Raw genomic sequence first — 22174 nt, 5'->3', positions numbered from 1 at the left:
GGTCCGGCTCGTGCCCCGCACGACAGCCCGCCGGACCAGCGCCCCCGACTCCGCCTGCTCGCCGAAAGGACAGCGCAGTGCCATCGCACCAGTCGCCGGTTGCCGGATCTGATCCAACGATCTGGGAGGAACAGGCCGATATCGTCGTCCTGGGCACCGGAGCCGCCGGGCTCACCGCGGCGCTCACCGCCGCGGTCGAAGGTGCCGCGGTGGCATTGTTCGAGAAGGCGCCCACGGTCGGCGGAACCAGCGCGGTCTCCGGCGGATTGGCCTGGATTCCCGCGCATTCGCGGGCGGAGCGCGAACTCACGGTCGCCGACGCCTTGGCCTATCTCGGTGCGCAGTCGCTGGATTCGATGGACGACGAACTGGTCGAGGTGTTCGTCCGCACCGGTGCGCGGATGCTCGATTACGTCGAACTGCACAGCGGTGTGAAATTCGAAGTGGCCGAGGGGTTTCCCGACTACAAACCGGAGCTCCCCGGGGGGCGGCCGACCGGCGGCCGGTCCATCGGCCCGGCCGCCTACGACCTGGCCCGGCTCGGGGAATGGCGGGAACGCCTCACCACCTTCCCGCTGGACTGGAGCAATGTCGGATTCGACGCCGAAACCCGCGCCCGGCTGCGCGCCGTCCTGGGTGATGCGTCCGCCGATGTCTGTGTCGCTGGTCAAGCGCTGGTGGCGGGGCTGCTCGAGGGAGTGCTGGCGGCGGGGATCACGCCGCGCACCGGTGCGCGCGGGGTGGAGCTGATCGCGGAGAACGGGGCGATCGCCGGGGTACGGGTCACCGTCGACGGGCGGGAGATCGCGGTCCAGGCGCGGCGCGGCGTGGTCTTGGCGACCGGTGGTTTCGAATGGGATGCCGGATTGGTCAAAGCGTTTCTACGGGGGCCGATGACCGGGCCGGTATCGCCGCCGAACAACACGGGTGACGGACTGCGGATGGCCATGGCCCACGGTGCCGACCTCGGCAATATGGGTGAGGCCTGGTGGGTTCCGGTGGTGCAGCTGCCGGGCGATACGATCGACGGCCGTCAGCGCAGTCGCAGTGTCCGGCTGGAACGCACCCGCCCGCGCAGCATCATCGTGAACCGGGCCGGGAAACGGTTCGTCAACGAAGCCGCCGAATACAACTCGATGGCGGGTGCCTTCCACTACCTCGATCCGCGCGGCGGCTATGTCAACAATCCCGGCTGGATGGTGTTCGATGCCGAGCATCTGCGCCGGTACGGATTCCTGGGTGTGGAACCGGGTGGTGCAGCACCGGACTGGTTCTGCGAATCGGCCGATCTCGCCGAACTCGGCGCCCGGACCGGTATCGATCCGGCGGGCCTGCAACGCACGGTGGCCGACTGGAATCGGGCGGTGGCGGCCGGATCGGATCCGGATTTCGGCCGCGGTGCCAGCGAATACGACGGCTACTGGGGTGATCCCGATGCCGAAACCGTCGCGGGCCGCACGCTGGGTCCCGTCGATACCGGCCCGTACTACGCCGTTCCGGTGACGGTCGGCGCCATGGGCACCAAAGGCGGGCCGCGGACGGATCGCGACGCCCGGGTCCGGCATATCGGCGGTGCGGTGATTCCGGGGTTGTACGCGGTCGGCAATGCGATGGCGGGGGTGACCGGCCGCGCCTACGGCGGAGCCGGCGGAACCCTCGGACCCGGCATGGTTTTCGGGTTCCGGGCCGGATACAACGCGGCCACCGGCGAGTCGGCGAAGTGCTGAACCCGCCCTCGCCCCGGGCGTGACGGGCGGGAGATCGGCGTGGGCCAACGGAGAGAGCGGAAGGTAGCAGTGTCGGAATACGAGAGCGTGTGGTGCGATCTGCAGGGGGTCGCGTTCAGCCAGGGATACCTGGATGTGACGGGAGTGCGCACGCGCTACCTGCACGCCGGTGACCGGAACGCACCGGCATTGGTCCTACTGCACGGGTCCGGCGGGCACGCCGAGGCCTATATCCGGAACCTGGCGGCGCATGGGGAGCATTTCTCGACCTGGTCGATCGATATGCTCGGGCACGGTTACACCGATAAACCGGGGCATCCGCTCGAGGTCGAGCACTATGTGCGGCATCTGATCGCGTTCCTCGACACCATCGGCGCTCCGCGCGCGCATATCAGCGGCGAATCCCTGGGCGGGTGGGTGGCGGCCCGCGCCGCCTGCGACCATCCCGGCCGGGTGGACCGGCTGGTCCTCAACACCGCGGGCGGTTCGCAGGCCGACCCCGAGGTGATGGCGCGGATCGTGACCCTGTCCATGGCCGCGGCGGCCGAGCCCACCTGGGAGACGGTGCAGGCCCGCATCAAATGGCTGATGGCGGACAAATCGAAGGATTACGACGATATCGTCGCGAGCCGGCAGCGGATCTACCGCCAACCCGGATTCGTCGACGCCATGCGCGACATCATGGCGCTGCAGGATCCGCAGATCCGGGCCCGCAACCTGCTGGGCGCGCGAGAGTACGGGGCGATCACCGCCCCGACGCTGGTGGTGTGGACCAGCGACGACCCCACCGCCGACGTCACCGAAGGTAAACGAATCGCCTCGATGATCCCCGGCGCCCGGTTCGAGGTGTTGCCGGACTGCGGGCATTGGCCGCAATACGAGGCACCGGCGGCGTTCAACGCCCTTCATCTCGAATTTCTGCTGGGTGGTCGATATGGATACCGGTAACGGCAGCACTCCCGCCCACTACGACGTTGTCGTCGTCGGCGCGGGACCGGTCGGGCTGACCCTCTGCAATATGCTCGGCCGCTACGGTGTGCGGACACTGCTGGTGGAGGAACGCCCCGCTCTCATCGACTATCCGCGCGGTGTCGGTATCGACGACGAATCGCTGCGCACCCTGCAATCCACCGGGTTGGTGGAGCAGATCCTGCCGCATACCAACCCGAACCAGATCATGCGTTTCGTCGACGGTGACCGGCGGCTGCTGGCCGAGATCGCGCCCACCGACCAGCAGTTCGGGTGGCCGAAACGCAGCGGTTTCATCCAGCCACTGGTCGATGCCGAACTGCTGCGCGGGCTGGACCGGTTCGACTGTATCGATATCCGCTGGGCCACCGCGATGACCGACTGCCACGACGCCGGCGACGAAGTCCGGGTGCGGTTGGGCACCGCCGACGGGCCGGAAACCGTTCATGCCCGCTATGTGGTGGGTAGCGACGGCGGGCGCAGCGCCACCCGGCACACCATGGGAGTGAGTTTCGAGGGCACCACGTCCTCGACTCGCTGGCTGGTGGTCGATATCGACGGTGATCCGCTCGGACATCCGAACGTCGAGGTCGGGGCGGATCCCGTGCGGCCGAACGTCTCCATTTCGCTGGCGCACGGGATCCGGCGTTTCGAATTCCTGCTGCATCCCGGCGAAACCGATGAGGACGCCGAAACGCCGGAATTCCTGGCCCGGCTGCTCGAACCGTTCGTCCCGCACCCGGAGCGGCTGGATGTGATCCGGCGACGTGTCTACACCCATCACTCCCGCATCGCCGGTGAATTCCGGAAGGGCCGGTTACTGCTGGCCGGGGACGCCGCGCACCTGATGCCGGTATGGCAGGGCCAGGGCTACAACAGCGGGATCCGGGACGCGGCCAACCTGGGCTGGAAGCTCGCGGCCGTGGCGTCGGGCCTGGCCGGCGATGCCCTGCTCGACACCTACGACCAGGAGCGGCGCAAACACGCGCGCGCGATGATCGACCTGTCGACCATGGTCGGGCGGGTCATCTCGCCGACGAACCAGCGGGTCGCCGCGGTCCGGGATGTGGCGGTGCGGGCGCTGGCCGCGGTGCCGCCGTTGAAACGGTACGTCCTGGGGATGCGGTTCAAACCCATGCCGCGCTACGACCGCGGCGCGGTGGTGCACGGCTGGTCCCGGTCACCGAAATCGGCGGTCGGCACGCTGTTCGTCCAGCCGAGGGTGGCCACGCGGACCCGGCCCAATGTGTTGCTCGACGATACGCTCGGGCCCTGGTTCGCGGTGCTGTGCTGGAACAACCAGCCGCGACAAATATTGGGGGATATCGAGTTCGCCCGCTGGAAAGCGCTGGGCGCCCGGTTCGTGGAGGCCCGGCCTGTCACCCAGCTGCACTGGACCGGCCACGACGACCCCGATGTGCTGGTGGTCGGTGACCATACCGGCGCGCTGAAGAAATGGTTCGACGCCCAGCTCGATTCCGTGCTGTTCCTGCGCCCGGACCGGTTCGTGGGCGGCGCCTGTATCGCCCAGCATGCTCCCGAACTCGGTGCGGCACTGCGGGACACGCTCACTCTGACCCCGGGAGGTACCGATGCCGCTGGCCGTATGCTGCGTCTCGCACAGCCCGCTCCTTGAACTCCCGGGTCCGGGCCGGGAGCTGCTCAGCGAGATCGGTGGCGCCCTCGATCAGGCCCGGGAATTCGTGCGGAACTTCGATCCCGAACTGGTCGTACTGTTCGCGCCGGACCATTACAACGGGTTCTTCTACAAGCTGATGCCGCCGTTCTGCCTGGGCACCGCGGCGGCCGGGGTCGGGGACTACGGCACCCACTCCGGCCCGCTGAATGTTCCGGTCGAGCAGGCGCTGGCGCTGGCCGAGGCGCTGCTCGAGGCCGGTATCGATATCGCCACCTCGGCGGAGATGTCGGTCGATCACGGCACCGTACAACCGCTCCAGCAGCTGTTCGGAGAGGTCACCGCCCGGCCGGTGATCCCGATCTTCCTGAATTCGGTCGCGACGCCGCTCGGGCCGCTGCGCCGGGTGCGGGCCCTCGGGACCGCGGTCGGGCAGCATCTCGCGACTCTCGGGAAGCGGGTACTGGTGCTCGGCTCCGGGGGCCTGTCGCACGATCCGCCGGTTCCGCAGCGCGCCACCGCGCCGCCGCCGGTGCTGGAGCGGATCGTGCACGGCCGGCCCATGACCACCGAGCAGCGGCAGGCCCGGCAGACCGCGGCGATGGCGGCGGCAGCGGAATTCACGGCCGGGGAGGGGCCGCTGCAACCACTCAACCCGGACTGGGACCGGGAATTCCTCGAGCTGGTCGACACCGGACGGCTGGCGGCCGTCGACAGCTGGTCCAACAGCGAGATCACGCGTACCGCCGGTAATTCCGCGCACGAGATCCGAGCCTGGGTGGCGGCCTTCGCGGCCCTCGCGACGCAGGGTGCGTACCGGACCCCTGTCCGCTACTACCGGCCCTCGCCCGAACTGATCGCCGGATTCGCCATCCGCACCGCGTGTCCCGCCGACCCCGGGTAGCCCTCCGCCGGCACCCGCATCGACCACCCGAAGAAAGGTAAGGACATCGTGACCACGGAGGAACCGGATACTGCCGGCGCCGAGGATTCCGGCGCCGGCTACGACGAAACCGTCGATGTGCTGGTGGTGGGGTCCGGCGGCGGCGGGATGTCGGCCGCCCTGAAGGCCGAGGCCGACGGCCTCGAGGTCCTGATCGTCGAGAAGGGTGCGAAATACGGTGGTTCCACCGCGCTGTCCGGCGGCGGTATCTGGGTGCCGAACGCCCCCGCTCAGCGTCGGGCCGGTTTCGAACTGGACCCGGAATCGGTCGTCGAATACCTGAAGACGATCACCGGCGGGCTCGTCACCGAACAGCGGCTGCGGATGTATGTCGAGAAGGCCCCGGAAATGATGGCCTTCCTCGAAGAGCGCAGCGAGTGGATGCAATTCGTCTGGAAACCCGGGTATGCCGATTACTATCCGGAACTCGAAGGCGGCTCCGGGCAGGGCAGCACCATCAACGTCCCGCCGATGGACACCCGTGCGCTGGGGGCCGAGGAAAGTGAACTGCTCGAACCGCTCGCCCTGGCACCCAAGGGCATCTGGCTGGGGCCCATGGACCTGCGGCTGTTCTATCAGGTGCGGCAGAACTGGCGCGGTAAAGCGGTACTGCTGAAACTGATCTGGCGGATGGTGCGGGCCCGGCTCTTCGGCGATCGGATCGTCACCATCGGACAGTCGCTGATCGCCCGGCTGCGGCTCGCGCTGAAAGAACGCGATATCCGGCTCTGGCTCGGCGCACCGATGCAATCACTGCTCACCGACCCGGCCGGCCGGGTGACCGGCGCAGTGGTCGAACGGGACGGTGCGCAGATCCGGATCCGTGCCCGCCGTGGGGTGATCCTGGCGACCGGCGGTTTCGAACGCGATATGGACCGGCGGCGCGCGGAACTCCCGGAGGTGGACACCGACTGGAGCTTCGGTAACCCGCACAACGTCGGCGACGGCATCCGCGCCGGGGAAAAGGTCGGCGCCGCCACCGATCTGATGGACGAATCCTGGTGGTTCCCGGCGGTGCAGTGGCCGGACGGCCGGATGCAGTTCATGCTCAACGAACGGATGATGCCCGCCCAGTTCGTCGTCAACGGGGCAGGAGAACGGTTCATCAACGAAGCCGCGCCCTATATGGACTTCGGACACGCCATGATCGAAGGCCAGCGGAGCGGCACCACCCATATCCCGTGCTGGCTCATCACCGATAAGAGGTCCTGGCACCGGTATGTGATCTGCGGACATCTCCCGATTCCCAAGGTGCCGTTCGCGCCGGTACCGACCGGGAGGAAGGTTCCACCGGCCTGGCTCGAATCGGGCGTGGTGGTCGAAGCGGGATCCTGGGACGAACTCGCGCACAAGATCGATGTGCCCGCCGGCCGGCTGAAAGCCACCGCGCAGCGGTTCGGTGAACTGGCCCGCCGGGGTCACGATGACGATTTCGGGCGCGGCGACAGCGTCTACGACAACTACTACGGCGACCCCACCCTGCCGAACCCGAACCTGTATCCGATCGGGAAACCGCCCTATTACGCCTTCCGGATCGTGCTCGGCGATCTCGGCACCTCGGGCGGGCTGCGCACCGACGAATACGCCCGGGTGCTGCGCCCCGACGGCACAGTGATCGGCGGTCTGTACGCGACCGGGAACGTCTCGGCGGCGGTCATGGGCCGCAGCTACGCCGGCGCGGGGGCCACCATCGGACCGGCCATGACCTTCGGATACGTCGCGGCGCAGCACTGCGCCCAGCGGGAGCCATCCGGAAACAGCGGTGCCGTGGGGGACGCATCGGACACGAACGAATCCATCGGAGGTAATCGATGAAAATATCGCTCTTCTACGAGTTCGCGCTGCCGCGGCCGTGGACCGACGACGACGAATTCCAGATGTTTCAGGACGGACTGGACGAAGTAGCCGCGGCGGATGAAGCCGGGTTCTCCACGGTCTGGCTCACCGAACACCACTTCCTGGAGGAGTATTGTCACGCCACCGCGCCGGAGATGTTCCTCGCCGCGGCCAGCCAGCGCACGAACAACATCCGGCTCGGTTTCGGTGTCATGCATCTGCCGCCCGGGATCAACCATCCCGCCCGCGCCGCGGAACGCGTGGCGACCCTGGACCATCTGTCCGGCGGCCGGGTGGAATTCGGCACCGGTGAATCGTCGTCGGTGGCCGAGCTCGGCGGGTTCAACATCGATCCCGCGGACAAGCGTGCCCAGTGGGAGGAAGCCCTCGAGGTCACCGTCCGGGCGATGACCGAAACCCCGTTCAGCGGGTTCAAAGGCGAGCACATCTCAATGCCGCCCCGCAATGTCATCCCGAAACCGCGGCAGACCCCGCACCCGCCGCTGTGGGTGGCCTGTACCCGGCCGTCCTCGGTGCAAATGGCGGCTCAGAAGGGTATCGGCGCCCTGAGTTTCGCCTACACCGGTCCTGAAGCGCTCGGTGAGCGCGTGCGCGGATACTACGAGGAATTCGAGAACGCCGCCGCCCCCTCGGTCCCGCAGATGAACCCGAATATCCTGGCCATCGGCGGTGACCTGTCGATGATGGTCGCCGAAACCGACGAGGAGGCGATCAAACGTCTCGGGCTGGGCGGCGGGTTCTTCTCGTTCGGCATCATGCACTACTACATGACCGGGATGCATACTCCCGGCCGAACCGGCGTATGGGACAGCTACCTGGACGCGGTGAAAGAAGACGAAACCCTCGCCTACGGTCCCGGCCGCGGCGCGATCGGCGGCCCGGCGACGGTCCGCGAGTTCCTGCGCGGCTACGAGCAGAGCGGGGTCGACGAGATCATCCTGCTGCTGAATCCGCGCAGCCACGAAGGAACGATGGAATCCATCGAGGTCATGGGCAAGGAGATCCTGCCGGAATTCATCGAACGTGACGAGACGGCGCGGGCCGAGAAAGCCAAGCGGCTCGAACCGGTCCTGGAAAAGGCCGAAGCCCGGCGGCGTCCCTGGGCGGTACCGGAATTCGATGAGAGCTATTCCATCGGCGGCCTGCCCACCGGCCGGGGCGGCAAGTTCACTGCCAGCGAGATCCCCGAGGCCATGGCCGAGATCAACGAAGGCCGGGTGAAGGCCGCGCAGGCACTGAAGGAACAGCAGCAAGGCTGAGAAGAAGGCGGGAGAGGAGAGCGCGGTGCCCGAGGTGGACTCGATCGGCCGGCGATGGCGGTACGACGGTAAACGGGTGGTGGTGACCGGTTGTGCCTCCGGTATCGGTGCCTGTCTGGTGACGCAGTTACGGGAGCTGGGCGCCGAGATCGTCGGCCTCGACCGGCTGCGTCCGGGCACCGAGCTCGACGAGTTCCACGAGATGGACCAGGCGGACCCGGAGTCCATCGACCGGGCCGCGCGCTCGGTCGGCACCGAGATGGACGTCCTGTTCAATATCGCCGGCGTCTCCTCGGGGATCGGCGACCCGCTGCGCGTCGCCACCATCAATTTCCTCGGGATGCGGCATATCACCGAAGCGCTCGTTCCGCATATGGAACCGGGTTCGGCAGTGGTCAGCGTTTCCTCGCTGGCCGCCGCCGGCTACCTGGAGAACCGCTGGGCGGTGAAAGGACTCCTGGAAACCACTTCGATGGCCGAAGGAATTACCTGGTGCAGAGCGAATCCCGAAGCCCTCGCGGACGGCGGATACCGGCTGTCCAAAGAGGCGATCATCCTCTACACCATCCGCAAATCGGTGGAACTCGCGCGCCGCGGTATACGGATGAACTGCACCGGCCCCGGTGTCACCGAAACACCCATCCTGGACCAGCTGCGCTCGGCATACGGCCAGGACTATCTCGACGAGATCCCCAAACCGCTGGGCCGGTCCGCCGATCCCGTGGAACAGGCATCCGCACTGCTCTTCCTGGGCAGCCGCGCCGCCGGATACATCACCGGTCAGGTGCTGTGGGTCGACGGCGGCAATCTCGCCGCGCGGCTGGCCGAGGAACTGGCCGGACCACCCCCGGCGGGTTCGCCCCGAACCGCCGGTGCGGTGCCGGGCGAGCGGAAATAGGCCGCTGGAAGGAAAAGCAACGTGGCAACTCTGACCGATTTCTACAAACTCGCTGACACAGTGCGCAACTGGGGCCGCTGGGGTGCCGACGACGAACTCGGCACGCTGAATTTCATCACCCCGCAGAAGGTCGCCGCCGCGGCCGGACTGGTCCGGCACGGGAAGGTGTTTCCGCTGGGCATCGATTTCGGTTCCAACGGGCCGCAGGGCGCCTTCAAATTCCGGGCCAATCCCACCCATGTGATGACCGTCGACGGTGGCGATGCCGAAACCCTGACCCGCTACGGCCCCGAATGGCTGCAGAATTCGGTGGCCGGCGAACTGGCCGGATTCTTCGCCGGCAACCCGTTCCGCTTCAACGACGATATGCTCATCATGCCGTTGCAGGCCGCGACCCAGTGGGATGCTTTCTCCCACGTCTACTACGGAGATAAGCTCTACAACGGTTTCCCGGCCGATTCGGTGACCAGTATGGGCGCTTTCCACTGCGGTATCGAAAAGGCGGACAGCAAGGGGATCACCAGCCGCGGTGTCCTCCTGGACCTGGTGAAATATCGCGGCGCGAAAACGTTCCTCGCGGTCGGGGAACCCATCACCGGTGACGAACTCGACGAATGCGCGCACCGCCAGGGCGTGACCATCGCATCCGGCGATATCGTGCTGGTCCGCACCGGCTGGTGGAACCGTTTTCTCGAAGCCGGCGACGGTTCCGAACCCTATTCGGGCCTGGACTGGACCTGCGCGAAATGGCTGCACGACCACGAGATAGCCGCCGTCGCCGCCGACAACCTCATGGTCGAAAATCCCGTTTCCGGGGTCGAGGGGACCTTCCTGCCGATGCATATGCTGTGCCTGCGCGATATGGGCCTGATGCTCGGCGAATACTGGGATTTCACCGCCCTGGCCGCCGATTGCGCCGCCGACGGCGTCTACGAATTCCAGCTCGTCGCCCCGCCGCTGCGGGTGGTCGGCGCGGTCGGTTCACCCATCAACCCGATCGCCATCAAATAGGAGCGGTGATGCGCGGGAAACCGGATCGGACAGTGAGCGGCAACAGTCAAGGGCATCGACGATGAGCGCGGGAAGCACCATGATGGATCGGACAGCACCGGAGGCGGATCGGCAGCCGTTCGTCGTCGGAGTGGGCGGCACATTACGCGCCGGCTCGTCGACCGAGCGGGCGTTGCGGCACTGCCTGGACACCGTCGAACAGCGCGGCGGCCGGACGGCGCTGTTCAGCGGTGAACAGATCAATCTGCCCATGTACAACCCGCACGATACGACGCGGACCCCAGCGGCGGTCGCGCTGGTCGAGGCGTTACGGGCAGCCGACGCGGTGATCGTCGGATCGCCCGGCTACCACGGCGCGATCTCCGGGCTGGTGAAGAACGCTCTGGACTACGTGGAGGATATGCGCGCCGATCCCACGGTCTATCTGGACAACAAACCCTGGGGCTGTATCACCTGCGCCTACGGCTGGCAAGCCGCTGTAGGCACCCTGGGCCAGCTGCGCGGGATCGGGCACGCGCTGCGGGCCTGGCCCACGCCGATCGGGGTCGCGATCAATTCGGCCGACAAGGTCTGGGACGACACCGGCGTACTGATCGACACTGCTGTCCAGGGCCAGCTCGAACTTCTTGCCGTGCAGGTACTGACCAGCGCGAAACCGATCGGCAATGCATGAGCGGGCCGGGCCTGGAGGCGGTGGCGGAGGGTGACCACGGAGGGCTCTCGGGCCGGCCCGGACCTGGGTATCGACTTCGTCCCCACCGAGGCTCCTGTCGCCGGGAGGCGGTAAAGGAATCTCTGTGTCCCGGTCCGGGGCTGCACGTCGAAACCAGGACCGACCGCCGACGCAGAGCATCGGAAAGGGGCCGATCATGATCGAGTCGAGTGTCCCGGAGGCGGCAGCAGCGACCGGATATGAGCATCGCACGATCGAGGTCGACGGTCTGCGCACACATTTCCTCGAAGCGGGTGCGGGGGATCCGGTTGTCCTATTGCATGGGGGTGAGTTCGGAGCGAGCGCCGAAATAGGCTGGCAACGCACTATTCCCGAGCTTGCGCAACGCTACCGCGTACTCGCGCCCGATATGCTCGGCTACGGCGATTCCGCGAAAGTCATCGATTTCACCGACGGCCGCGGAATGCGGATCCGGCATATCGCCCGCTTCTGCGCGGTACTGGGAATCGAATCGGCGTTTTTCGTCGGTAATTCGATGGGCGCGGTGAACCTGCTCGCCGATACCACCGCCGCGAATCCGCGGCTGCCGGTGCGCGCCATGGTGACGATCTGTGGTGGCGGGCAGATCCAGGCCAACGAGCATATGCGCGCCCTCTATGATTTCGACGCCACCCTGCCCGCCATGCGCGCCATCGTCACCGCCCTGTTCGCCTCGCCCGCGTATCCGGCCGACGAGGACTACGTCCGGCGCCGGTTCGTCTCCGCGACTGCCCCCGGCGCCTGGGAAGCGATCGCGGCCGCCCGTTTCCGGCGACCCGGTGCGCAGATACCGCCCGCTCCGGGTGACCGGCCGTTCGAACGAATCCGGGTTCCGACCCTGGTGCTCGAGGGCGGTGCCGACAAACTGCTGCCGCGCGGCTGGGCCGCCGCGGTCGCTGCCCGCATCCCGGTCGCCGAATCCGCGGTGATCCCCGACGCCGGTCACTGCCCGCAACTCGAACAACCGGATGCGGTGAACCCGCTGCTCCTGGACTTCCTGGACCGGCAGACGCGCAACCGAACGGTAGCCGCGTACGCGCACAGCGGATGAGCCGGTGCGGCGGCAGGGATTTCGTGATGAAAGGAAACGCAGCGCATGGGGAACGAATTGGCGGGCAAGGTCGCGGTGGTGACCGGCGGCGCGTCCGGGCTGGGCAGCGCCATGGTCGAGCGGTTCGTCGCCGAGGGCGCGCGGGTCGTCGTCGGTGATATCGACGCCGAGAAAGGCCGGGCCCTGGCGGACCGCTGCGGTGCCGCCGCGCTGTTCCAGGCCACCGATGCCGGTGATCCCGGCCAGCTCACCCGGCTCGTCGCCCGCACTGTCCAGGAATTCGACGGGCTGCACATCATGGTCAACAACGCCGGCATCTCCGGGAAGATGCACAGAAGTATTCTCGACGACGATTTCGCCGACTTCCAGCGCGTGATGTCGGTGAACGTGCTCGGCGTCCTGGCCGGTACCCGGCTGGCGGCCCGGTATATGGCCGGCCACGGCGGTGGGTCGATCATCAATCTCTCGTCGGTGGGCGGTGTGCAGGCCGGCGGCGGCGTGATGACCTACCGGGCATCCAAAGCCGCGGTCATCCACTTCACGAAATCCGCGGCCATCGAACTGGCGCAGTACGACGTGCGGGTGAACTGTATCGCCCCCGGCAATATCCCCACCGACCTGCTCGCGAAGGCGTCGAGCACCATGTCGCCGGAGAAGGCCGAGCGGATGACCCGCGCCATGCGCGACGCGATGAACCGCGACCGCCCGCTGCCGCGGGAGGGCACCCCCGCCGATGTCGCCGAGGCCGCGGTCTACTTCGCCGGCGATCGGTCCCGCTACCTGACCGGCACCGTCCTGGCCGTCGACGGCGGTACCACCGCCGGTAAACCCCTGCTGCGACGCAATACCGGCGCGGCCTCCGGTAGCTCATGAGCGGCACAGCACCGATCCCTCAAACGAGCCCGTCGCCACCGTCGGCGGCACGACCTAGGAGGTAGTGAAACACGATGTCGGGAACCAGAAGAACGCTGCGCTTCGATTCCTCGCCACGGCTGAAGCCAGGGGCTTTCTCGGAGATCGTTCAATGAATGTGACTGTCGAGCAGGGGAAATGCATTGCCGCCGGGCACTGCGTGATGGCGGCCGGCGCGGTTTTCGATCAGCGCGAGGAAGACGGCATCGTCGTATTGCTGGACGAGAACCCCCCGGACGACCTCGCCGACGACGTACGTGAAGCCGCCGCCGTCTGCCCCGCCATGGCCATCCGCGTCCACGAGGAGTGACAGTGACGAATACGTCCGAATCCCAGGCCCGTGCCGCCGCTGTGTCCGGTAGCGGGCCGATCCTGGAGTATCCGATGGAACGGGCCGCCGGATGCCCGTTCGCGCCGCCGCCGGAAGTACTCGGCCTGGTGACCGAGCGCCCGCTGAGCCGCGTCCGGATCTGGGACGGCAGTACGCCGTGGCTGGTCACCGGCTACGCCGAACTCAAAGCCCTCATGTCCGATCCGCGGATCAGCGTCGAGGACCATCATCCCGGCTTCCCGCACTGGAACGAGGGCATGCTCGATCTGGTGCAGCACCGTGCCAAATCGGTGTTCAACACCGACGGCGCAGAGCACAGCCGGTTCCGCCGGATGATGACGAAACCGTTCACGGTGAAACGCGTCGACGCCCTGCGTCCGGCGATCCAGCAGATCACCGACGACCATATCGACGCCATCCTTGCCGGTCCGCAGCCCGCGGATCTCGTGGAAGCGCTCGCGCTGCCGGTGCCGTCGCTGGTGATCAGCGAAATGCTCGGTGTGCCCTACGCGGACCACGAGTTCTTCCAGCAGCACGCCACCACGGGGGTGTCCCGTTACGCCACGGCCGAAGAAGCGGCCGAGGGCCGGGTGGGTTTGGCGCGGTACCTGATCGACCTGATCAAGACCAAGATGACGGATCCGGCCGAGGATATGGTCACCGAACTCGCCGAACGGGTCACCGCCGGGGAGATCTCCATGAAGGAAGCCGCGCAGATCGGTACCGGAGTGCTCATCGCCGGCCACGAGACCAGCGCCAATATGATCGCGCTCGGCACCCTCGCACTGCTGGAACATCCGGACCAGCTGGCGTTGCTGCGCGATACCGACGACCCGAAGGTGGTCGCGAACGCTGTCGAGGAACTCCTGCGGTATCTGAGCATCATCCAGAACGGGCAGCGCCGGGTCGCGCTGGCGGATATCGAGATCGGCGGCCGGACGATCAAAGCCGGCGAGGGCGTCATCATCGACCTCGCGCCCGCGAACTGGGATCCGAACCAGTTCCCCGATCCGGACAGACTGGATCTGACCCGCACCGCGCGCCTGCACGTCGGTTTCGGATTCGGCCCGCATCAATGCGTCGGCCAGCAACTGGCCCGGGTGGAATTGCAGATCGTCTTCACAACCCTGCTGCGCCGGCTGCCCGGTCTGCGGCTGGCCATTCCGTTCGACGAGGTCGAATTCAAACACGACAAACTGGCCTTCGGCGTCTACCGCCTGCCGGTGACGTGGTGATCGGCCGAAGTATCCGCACCGACAGGAGGTAACAGCTGTGACCGCCACCGCGCCCGCAGACATCTACTACGATCCCTACGACGTCGAGCTGAATGCCGACCCGTATCCCATGTTCAAACGGATACGCGAAGAAAAACCGCTCTACTACAACGAGACCCACGACTTCTACGCGTTGAGCCGGTTCGCCGACGTGAATGCCGCGCTGATCGACAAGGACACCTTCAGCTCGGCTCGCGGCGCGATCATCGAGCTGATCAAGGCGAATATCGAAGTACCGCCGGGCGTCCTAATTTTCGAGGACCCGCCGATCCACACCATGCACCGAAAACTGCTCTCCCGCATGTTCACCCCGCGCAAGATCTCCGCGCTCGAGGCCAAGATCCGCGAATTCTGCTGCCAGAGCCTGGACCCGCTGGTCGGCACCGGAAAAATCGATTTCATCGCCGACCTCGGCGCCCGGATGCCCATGCGGACCATCGGCATGTTGCTGGGTATCCCGGAGGAGGACCAGGAGGCAGTCCGCGATTTCGCCGATGCGCAGATGCGCACCGAAGCGGGCAAACCGATGAAGGCGTCCACGGAGGGGATGGCCAGCGGTGAACTCTTCGAGAAATATGTCGACCGGCGCACAGAACACCCCTCCGACGACATCATCTCCGAACTCTTGAACGTCGAGTTCGAGGACGAAACCGGCACCCTGCGCCACCTCACTCGCGAGGAAGTCCTCACCTACATCAACGTCGTATCCGGAGCCGGTAACGAAACCACCACCCGGCTGATCGGCTGGGCCGGAAAAGTCCTCGCCGAACACCCCGGCCAACGCCGCGATCTCGTCCGGAACCCGTCGCTGATTCCCGCCGCCGTCGAAGAACTGCTGCGCTTCGAGCCCCCCGCCCCGCACATGGCCCGCTACGTCACCCGCGATATCGAATACCACGGGCAGACGGTTCCCGAGGGCAGCGCCATGATGCTGCTCGTCGGCGCCGCCAACCGCGACCACCGCCAATTCGGTCCCGACGCCGATATCTTCGATATCCACCGCGAAAGCAGACCCCACCTCGCCTTCGGTGTCGGCACCCATTTCTGCATGGGCTCCGCGCTGGCGCGGCTGGAGGGCCGGGTCGCCCTGGAGGAAATCCTGAAACGCTTCCCCGAATGGGAGGTCGATCTCAGCAACGCCGAACTCTCGCCGACCTCGACTGTGCGCGGCTGGGAAAGCATGCCGGCATTCTTTTGACGGGCCACCGGACGGCCGGAGTCATCGATCATGTGGCCGCGGCCTCCGCCGGTCGATCTTTCCGTTGGGATGTCGGCCCTGTTATCGACGTCGCGGCGGTGGCGGCAGCACGCCGGTGCACCGAATCAGGTGATCTTTCGGTCCTGAGGAGTGGGGGCGGGGCATTCCGTGATCTGCCCTCTACGCTGGGCTGATGTTCTTCATCTTCGGTTTCGGCACCAAACGGCAGAACCTCGGCCCCGGAACTACCCGGACCTGTCCGCGCTGTCACAACACGACGCAGTGGCAGCGAGTGCGGGAGTTCAAGCAGTTCACGCTGTTCTTCATTCCGGTGGCGCGCTGGAGCCGCCATCAGTTGGAGATCTGCGGTGTCTGCGGCGCCGCGATCGAGGGCTGAGCGCCCGGGTCCTGTTCGCTGCCGTCGTACCCGCCCGTCGCGTACTGGCTCGTGACCGTTGGCGTGTCGATGTCACTCGACGGCGGTCAGAGTGTCGCCACATGCTGTTCCAGTACGGCGCGGAGTGTGTCCCGGTCGACCGAACCGTGTGGAGTGACAGCGTCCAATGACAGGCCGGAGATGAGCGCGGCCAAGTGCACGGCCTGCTGTCCGGGGTCGGAGGTCCCGGCGGCGGTCAGCGCGTCGACGAGGACCCGGCGCAGGCTCGCTGCCATCTGCCGGGCAACCGGTTCGAACGCGGGATTGATACGCGCGGCGGTGACGACCTCCATGAGGATGACCGCTTCGCGGTGCCGCTCGTCGTCCAGGGGGACCAATTCTTCGAGCACTCGCAGCAGGTGACGTTTGGCCGCGGCGCGGTCACCCGCCGCCCCGGCGGGATGGCGGGCGAGGCGCCGGTCCATCCGGTCGCCGACTTCGGTGGCCACGGCGACGACCAGGGTTTCGTGGTCGGCGAAGTAGTGGCGCACCGAACCGATGTTCAGCCGGGCCTCGGCGGCGACCTTGCGGAAAGTGGCGGCGGCGGGTCCGCCGGCCACGATGAGGCGCAGGGCGGCTTCGACGATATGGCGGCGTCGCGTATCGGCATCTATCCGGATCGGCACGGGCACAGTCTAGAAAACCGCTTCCCGGTTACATCACAGGCGTGATACAAAGCGTGGCGCCCCGCATCCGACTGCCGAGGAGAACAGATCATGGACGAGACCGAAGCCATCGCCGCCAACCGCGCGAACTGGGACGAACGGGCCGATGTGCACCGGCGGTCCGAGATGTACGACGTCGACGCTTTCCTGGCCGACCCCGCAGCCGTCTCGTCGGTGGTGCGCAACGACCTCTCGGTACTGTCCGCGCACCTACCCGAAACCGGCATCACCGGCCGGTCGCTGCTGCACCTGCAGTGTCATATCGGCACCGACACGCTGTCCTGGGCCCGCCTCGGCGCCGTCGATGTGCACGGCCTCGACCTCTCGCCCAACTCGCTGCGCCATGCCGGCCGGATCGCCCGCGCCGACGGTCGCGAGATCACCTGGGTCGAGGGCGATGCGCGGGCCGCGTCCGCGCTGATCGACCGGCAGTTCGATGTCGTCGTCACCAGTACCGGCACCATCTTGTGGCTGCCCGACCTCGCCGGCTGGGCCCGTTCGATCCACGATCTCCTCGCACCCGGTGCGGTATTCATGATCCGCGACGACCATCCGATCCTCGGCGCGCTGGAATTCGAGCCGTGGCAGATCACCGACGACTATCTCGGCGGGACAGGTGCCCGGACCTACACCGATTCGGGTAGTTACACCGAGAACTCGGCCGGGCAGATCACCTCGACCGCGGTGCACGAATGGCGGCACGGCCTGGGGGAGGTCATCGGTTCACTGCTGGATGCCGGACTGCGGATCGAAGCGGTGCACGAGCTGCCGTACATGGATTGGCGCGGCTTCCCCGGGCTCGTTGCCTGCCCGCAGGGCTGGACCCTCCAGGCGGGATCACCCCGGATCCCGCTGAACTTTGCCGTGGTGGCCCGGCGTCCCGCCTGAGGCTTGGTCGCCGGGGCCGCGGTGGGAGTTGTGTTTTCCGGTGGGGTTGTCGACGCCGATTATGTATTCGCGCAGAGCGGTATTGGCATTCTCATTTTATGCAAGTATCGTATTCAACGATGAACGACGCAGTCCACACCTCCTCGGGTATCCCGCTCGAACCGGTCTACGGGCCGGCCGACCGGCATACCGAACCGCCCGCGCCCGGCGCGTTTCCGTTCACCCGGGGCAACTACGCCACCGGTTACCGGGGACGGCTGTGGACCTTCCGGCAGTACTCGGGCTTCGGCACGGCCGAAGAGTCCAACCGGCGCTATCGTTATCTACTCGACCAGGGCGGCACCGGCCTGTCGGTCGCGCTGGACCTGCCCACGCAATGCGGCTACGACTCCGACGATCCCGAAGTGGGGGAGGAGGTCGGGCGGGTCGGGGTCGCGGTCGACACCCTCGCCGACGCCGAGATCCTGTTCGACGGCATCCCGCTGGACCGGATCAGCACCAGTTTCACCATCAACGGCACGGCCGCGATCCTGCTCGCCTTCTATGTGGCGGCTGCGGAGAAGAAGGGCGTGCCGCGGGAAAAGCTCACCGGCACCATCCAGAACGACATCCTGAAGGAATACGCCTCCCGCGGCACCTGGATCTGGCCGCCGCAGCCCTCGCTGCGGTTGATCGCCGACACCATCGAGTTCTGCGCCGCGGAAGTGCCCAGATTCAACGCGATCTCGGTGGCGGGCGCGCATTTCCGCGATGCCGGCGCGACCGCGGTCCAGGAGATGGCCTTCACCCTCGCCGACGGGGTGACCTACTGCGATACCGTCGTCGAACGCGGGCGGATGAGTATCGAGAAGTTCGCCCCGCAGATCTCGTTCTTCTTCTACACCCACGGCGACTTCTTCGAAGAGATCGCCAAATACCGTGCGGGCCGGCGCCGCTGGGCGACCATCGTGCGCGAACGGTACGGCGCCACCACGGATAAGGCGTCGATGTTCCGCTTCGGCTGTGTCGCCGGTGGCGCCTCCCTCTACGCCCCGCAGGCGCAGAACAATCTCGTCCGCATCGCCTACGAGGCGATGGCGGCGGTACTCGGCGGGGTGCAATCGATGTTCACCGCGGCCTGGGACGAGCCGTTCGCGCTGCCCAGCGAGGAATCGGCGACCATGGCGTTGCGCACCCAGCAGATCCTGGCCTACGAAACCGGGGTCACCCGGGTGGCGGATCCGCTGGGCGGCTCCTATTTCGTCGAGGCGCTGACGGACAAGACCGAAGAGGCCATCGCGGAGATCATGACCGACCTGGAGAACCGGGGCGGCATGATTCGCGCGATCGAAGACGGTTACCTGCAGGGCCTGATCGCCGACGAAGCCTACAAACTGCACCAGGAGATCGAATCCGGCGCGAAACCTGTGGTGGGCGTGAACACTTTCGTTTCCGATGAACCGCCACCGGAGATCTCCACCTACGAACTGGACGCCGATGGCCGGGAAACCCAGCTGAAACGGCTGGCCAAGGTGAAGGCCGAACGGGATTCCGCCGCCGTACGCGACACCCTGGCCGCGCTGTCGCGGGCCGCGGAAGGAGACGACAACCTCATGCCTCGCCTGATCGACTGTGCCGGTGCCTACTGCACGGTGGGCGAGATGACCGCCGCCCTCGAATCGGTTTGGGGCCGATTCCAGCAGCCGGTGGTGTTCTGATGACCGCGCGCGTACTGGTCGCGAAGCCCGGCCTGGACGGTCACGACCGGGGCGCGAAGATCGTCGCCCGCACCCTGCGCGACGCCGGATTCGAAGTCGTCTACACCGGGATCCGGCAGCGGATCGAGGACATCGTCTCGATCGCCGTGCAGGAGGACGTGGCCGTGGTCGGGCTGAGCATTCTGTCCGGGGCGCACGTCGCTCTGACCAAACGGGTGGTGGACGCCCTGCGCGCAGCCGACGCCGGAGATATTTCGGTAGTCGTCGGCGGCACCATCCCGCAAGGAGATATCGAGAAACTGCGGGAGGCGGGCGTCGCGGCCGTTTTCCCGACCGGCACACCGCTCGACGTCCTGGTCACCGAAATGCGGGGCCTCACCGGGACCACCGCCCCGTCCTGATCTCCCGGATCGCCAGGTGTCCGGGGGCGGAGCCGCCGCCGTGACGGTGGGCGGCGGCTCCTCTGAATTCGTTGTGAGAGTGGAGGAAACGTGCGTATCGGCGTGATGATCGGGCCCGAGCGCGGCGATACCGCGCGCAAGGCCGCCCGGATGGTCGACGACATCGAATGGGCCGAATCGGCCGGTATGGACACGGCGTGGATTCCGCAGATCCCCACGGACTTCGACGCTTTGACGACTGTCGCGCTGCTCGGCGCGGTGACCGAGCGCATCGAACTCGGTACCGCCGTGGTACCACTCCAGGCGCAGCATCCCGTCGCCCTGGCCCGGCAGGCGCTGTCCGCGCACGCCGTGGCCGGTGGCCGGCTCGCGCTGGGCGTGGGACCGTCGCACCACTGGATCGTGCAGGACATGCTCGGTCTTCCCTACGAGAAACCGGCCGCGTACTCCCGCGACTATCTCGAGGTGCTGAACCCGGCGTTGAACGGCCCGGGGAAGGTGGCGGTCGCGAACGGCAGCTTCACGGTGAACAACCAGCTGGACCTCGGCCCGGTGACCCCGCTGCCGGTGCTGATCGCGGCGCTCGGCCCGGTGATGCTGCGGATCGCGGGAGAACACACCGACGGCACCATTCTGTGGATGGCCGACGAACGCGCCATCGCCGACCACGTCGTTCCACGGATCACCAAAGCCGCCGCCGATGCCGGTCGCGCCGCCCCGCGCATCGTCGCCGGACTGCCCATCTGCCTGTGCGCTTCCGGCGAGATCGACACCGCCCGCGAACGCGCCAACCGCATCCTGGGCGAAGCCGAGGTTTCTCCGAACTATCAGCGACTCCTGGAAAAAGGCGCGGCCAAGGATATCGGCGATATCTGCATCGCCGGCGACGAGGAGGCCATTGCGGCGGGCCTGCGCCGCTACGCGGAGGCCGGTGCGACCGATCTCTCCGTGCGCCTGCTGCCCATCGGCGACAACCGCGACGAACTGATCGCCTCCAAACGCCGCACCCGCGAGATGATCGCGGAAATCGCTCGCGATCTCCGATGATGCGCTACCTCCGCCTGCGCCGCGGCTTCCGCGGACTGCATGCGCCCGCTTCGAAGGAGTTTCGATGATCCGCTACTTCTCACGGCGCCGCGGCCTCCGCGGACTGCACGCACCTGTCCCGAAGGAGCTTCGATGACTGCGGGCCCCTTGGCCGGGATCCGGGTGCTGGAAGTGGGCACCATGCTGGCCGGCCCCTACGCCACCATGATGCTGGCCGACTTGGGTGCCGAGGTGACCAAACTCGAACCCCCGGGCGGGGATATCTCCCGCAAGGTCGGCGACTCCTATTTCGCGAGCCTCAACCGCGGGAAACGCAGCATCTGCCTGGATCTGACCTCGGATGCCGGACAGCGGCGGCTGGGGGAGTTGGCCGTCGAATCCCATGCGCTCCTGGTGAACCTCAAACCGTCGGCGATCCGCAAACTCGGTCTCACCTACGACGCGCTGCGCCACCACAACGACCGCATCGTCTGCGTCGCCCTCACCGGTTTCGGCCTCGACAACGGCGACGACCCCGCATTCGACTACGTGGTCCAGGCCGCGACCGGGGTCGCCGCCCTCACCGGCGACCCCGCCGGTCCGCCCACATTGCCCGGCTATTCCTCGGCCGACAACTCCACCGGCCTCACCGCCGCCCTCGGCCTGCTCGCTCAGATCGTCTCCGGGAAAGGCGGCCAGATCGATGTATCACTCCGGGACGTGATGCTCTCCCAGCTGAACTACCACGCCGCCGCCTACCTCGACAACGGCGTCGAACCCCAACGCCGGCCCAACGGCGCGCATTCGTATTACGTTCCCGCCCAGCTGTTCCCGACCGCCGACGGGTATCTGGCCTTGTTCGTCACCCACGACGGCTTCTGGAAATCTCTCGCGAAGGAAGCCGGGCTCACCGGTTTCGACACCATGGCCGAACGAGTCGCCCACCGCGACGAAGTCCTGACCCTGGTAACCACCGCTCTCGGCACCGACACCGCCACCTCCTGGGAGGCTCGGCTACGCCCCCTCGGCGTCCCCGCCGCGGCGGTCCGCACCCTCCCCCGAGCTCTCGACGCGACCCCCGGAATGGTCGTCCGCGCCGGCGAGCACCGCCTCGTCGCCTCACCTATCCGGGTGTCCGGCTGGACGCCCGACTACCGTCCCCCGCCCCGCCTCGGCGAGCACGGTGGCACCGCGGCATAACGTCCCTATCCCGCGGTTCGACGCGCGAACTCGAGATAGCAGGCCAATTCGTGAAACCCGGTCTCTGGCGCGCTGTGCACCGC

21 protein-coding genes are annotated in these 22174 nt (G+C 67.1%); 20 read left to right on the top strand and 1 reads right to left on the bottom strand.

Annotated elements, in window-relative coordinates; genetic code table 11:
* Positions 1-119 precede the first annotated feature (119 nt).
* The 15 genes from IU448_RS25520 (at position 120) to IU448_RS25450 (ending at position 16175) form a co-directional block, all read left to right on the top strand.
* Entirely contained in the window at positions 120-1727 is a 1608-nt protein-coding gene (locus tag IU448_RS25520; protein ID WP_195058335.1) for an FAD-dependent oxidoreductase, read from the top strand.
* A gap of 69 nt (positions 1728-1796) precedes the next feature.
* Positions 1797-2675, top strand: coding sequence for an alpha/beta fold hydrolase (locus IU448_RS25515; protein ID WP_195058228.1), 879 nt, complete (start codon positions 1797-1799; stop codon positions 2673-2675).
* On the top strand, positions 2662-4332 hold the full coding sequence (locus tag IU448_RS25510) for a bifunctional 3-(3-hydroxy-phenyl)propionate/3-hydroxycinnamic acid hydroxylase (protein WP_195058334.1): 1671 nt from the start codon (positions 2662-2664) through the stop codon (positions 4330-4332). Before IU448_RS25515 ends, IU448_RS25510 begins: the two co-directional genes overlap by 14 nt.
* Positions 4289-5236: a 3-carboxyethylcatechol 2,3-dioxygenase gene (locus tag IU448_RS25505; RefSeq protein ID WP_195058227.1), complete on the top strand. Its 948-nt coding sequence runs from the start codon at positions 4289-4291 to the stop codon at positions 5234-5236. The genes IU448_RS25510 and IU448_RS25505 overlap by 44 nt, the downstream gene beginning before the upstream one ends.
* A 147-nt stretch (positions 5237-5383) precedes the next feature.
* On the top strand, positions 5384-7090 hold the full coding sequence (locus IU448_RS25500) for an FAD-binding protein (protein WP_228814324.1): 1707 nt from the start codon (positions 5384-5386) through the stop codon (positions 7088-7090).
* Positions 7087-8391 carry an LLM class flavin-dependent oxidoreductase gene (locus IU448_RS25495; protein ID WP_195058225.1) on the top strand — a complete coding sequence of 435 codons (1305 nt, stop codon included), beginning with the start codon at positions 7087-7089 and terminating at the stop codon, positions 8389-8391. Before IU448_RS25500 ends, IU448_RS25495 begins: the two co-directional genes overlap by 4 nt.
* 25 nt (positions 8392-8416) lie before the next feature.
* Positions 8417-9289, top strand: coding sequence for a coniferyl-alcohol dehydrogenase (locus IU448_RS25490; RefSeq protein WP_195058224.1), 873 nt, complete (start codon positions 8417-8419; stop codon positions 9287-9289).
* 21 nt (positions 9290-9310) lie between these two features.
* Positions 9311-10300, top strand: coding sequence for a cyclase family protein (locus tag IU448_RS25485; protein WP_195058223.1), 990 nt, complete (start codon positions 9311-9313; stop codon positions 10298-10300).
* A gap of 61 nt (positions 10301-10361) precedes the next feature.
* Entirely contained in the window at positions 10362-10973 is a 612-nt protein-coding gene (locus IU448_RS25480) for an NADPH-dependent FMN reductase (protein ID WP_228814221.1), read from the top strand.
* A 196-nt stretch (positions 10974-11169) separates the two neighbouring features.
* A complete protein-coding gene (locus IU448_RS25475) occupies positions 11170-12063 on the top strand; it encodes an alpha/beta fold hydrolase (protein WP_195058222.1) in 894 nt (297 codons plus the stop codon).
* A gap of 45 nt (positions 12064-12108) precedes the next feature.
* Complete coding sequence (locus IU448_RS25470; RefSeq protein WP_195058221.1) at positions 12109-12936, top strand: SDR family NAD(P)-dependent oxidoreductase; 828 nt, start codon at positions 12109-12111, stop codon at positions 12934-12936.
* A 151-nt stretch (positions 12937-13087) separates the two neighbouring features.
* Positions 13088-13285 carry a ferredoxin gene (locus tag IU448_RS25465; RefSeq protein ID WP_195058220.1) on the top strand — a complete coding sequence of 66 codons (198 nt, stop codon included), beginning with the start codon at positions 13088-13090 and terminating at the stop codon, positions 13283-13285.
* Between the two features lie 74 nt (positions 13286-13359).
* The gene (locus IU448_RS25460) at positions 13360-14541 is read left to right on the top strand and encodes a cytochrome P450 (RefSeq protein ID WP_195058332.1); all 1182 of its coding nucleotides are present in this window, start codon (positions 13360-13362) and stop codon (positions 14539-14541) included.
* 37 nt (positions 14542-14578) lie between these two features.
* Positions 14579-15778, top strand: a complete 1200-nt coding sequence (locus IU448_RS25455; protein ID WP_195058219.1) for a cytochrome P450 — start codon at positions 14579-14581, stop codon at positions 15776-15778.
* Between the two features lie 193 nt (positions 15779-15971).
* Entirely contained in the window at positions 15972-16175 is a 204-nt protein-coding gene (locus tag IU448_RS25450) for a zinc-ribbon domain-containing protein (protein ID WP_195058218.1), read from the top strand.
* Positions 16176-16261: 86 nt separating this feature from the next.
* On the opposite strand, the gene IU448_RS25445 is transcribed toward IU448_RS25450, so the two are convergent.
* Positions 16262-16840 (bottom strand): TetR/AcrR family transcriptional regulator, encoded by a 579-nt coding sequence (locus IU448_RS25445; protein WP_195058217.1) that lies wholly within the window; start codon positions 16838-16840, stop codon positions 16262-16264.
* Between the two features lie 90 nt (positions 16841-16930).
* On the opposite strand from IU448_RS25445, the gene IU448_RS25440 reads away from it, so the two are divergent.
* From IU448_RS25440 to IU448_RS25420, 5 genes are all read left to right on the top strand, one after another.
* Positions 16931-17767 (top strand): class I SAM-dependent methyltransferase, encoded by an 837-nt coding sequence (locus tag IU448_RS25440; RefSeq protein WP_195058216.1) that lies wholly within the window; start codon positions 16931-16933, stop codon positions 17765-17767.
* Positions 17768-17886: 119 nt separating this feature from the next.
* A complete protein-coding gene (locus IU448_RS25435; RefSeq protein WP_195058215.1) occupies positions 17887-19464 on the top strand; it encodes a methylmalonyl-CoA mutase family protein in 1578 nt (525 codons plus the stop codon).
* A complete protein-coding gene (locus tag IU448_RS25430) occupies positions 19464-19865 on the top strand; it encodes a cobalamin B12-binding domain-containing protein (RefSeq protein ID WP_195058214.1) in 402 nt (133 codons plus the stop codon). Before IU448_RS25435 ends, IU448_RS25430 begins: the two co-directional genes overlap by 1 nt.
* Positions 19866-19955: 90 nt before the next feature.
* Entirely contained in the window at positions 19956-20912 is a 957-nt protein-coding gene (locus IU448_RS25425; RefSeq protein ID WP_195058213.1) for a TIGR03564 family F420-dependent LLM class oxidoreductase, read from the top strand.
* A 132-nt stretch (positions 20913-21044) separates the two neighbouring features.
* Entirely contained in the window at positions 21045-22091 is a 1047-nt protein-coding gene (locus IU448_RS25420) for a CaiB/BaiF CoA transferase family protein (RefSeq protein ID WP_195058212.1), read from the top strand.
* Positions 22092-22174: the final 83 nt, after the last annotated feature.

Source organism: Nocardia flavorosea, assembly GCF_015477805.1.
Classification (GTDB): Bacteria; Actinomycetota; Actinomycetes; order Mycobacteriales; family Mycobacteriaceae; genus Nocardia; species Nocardia flavorosea_A.
Note: the sequence above shows the minus strand (reverse complement) of the source record. Positions and strands in the feature narration are given on the sequence as shown.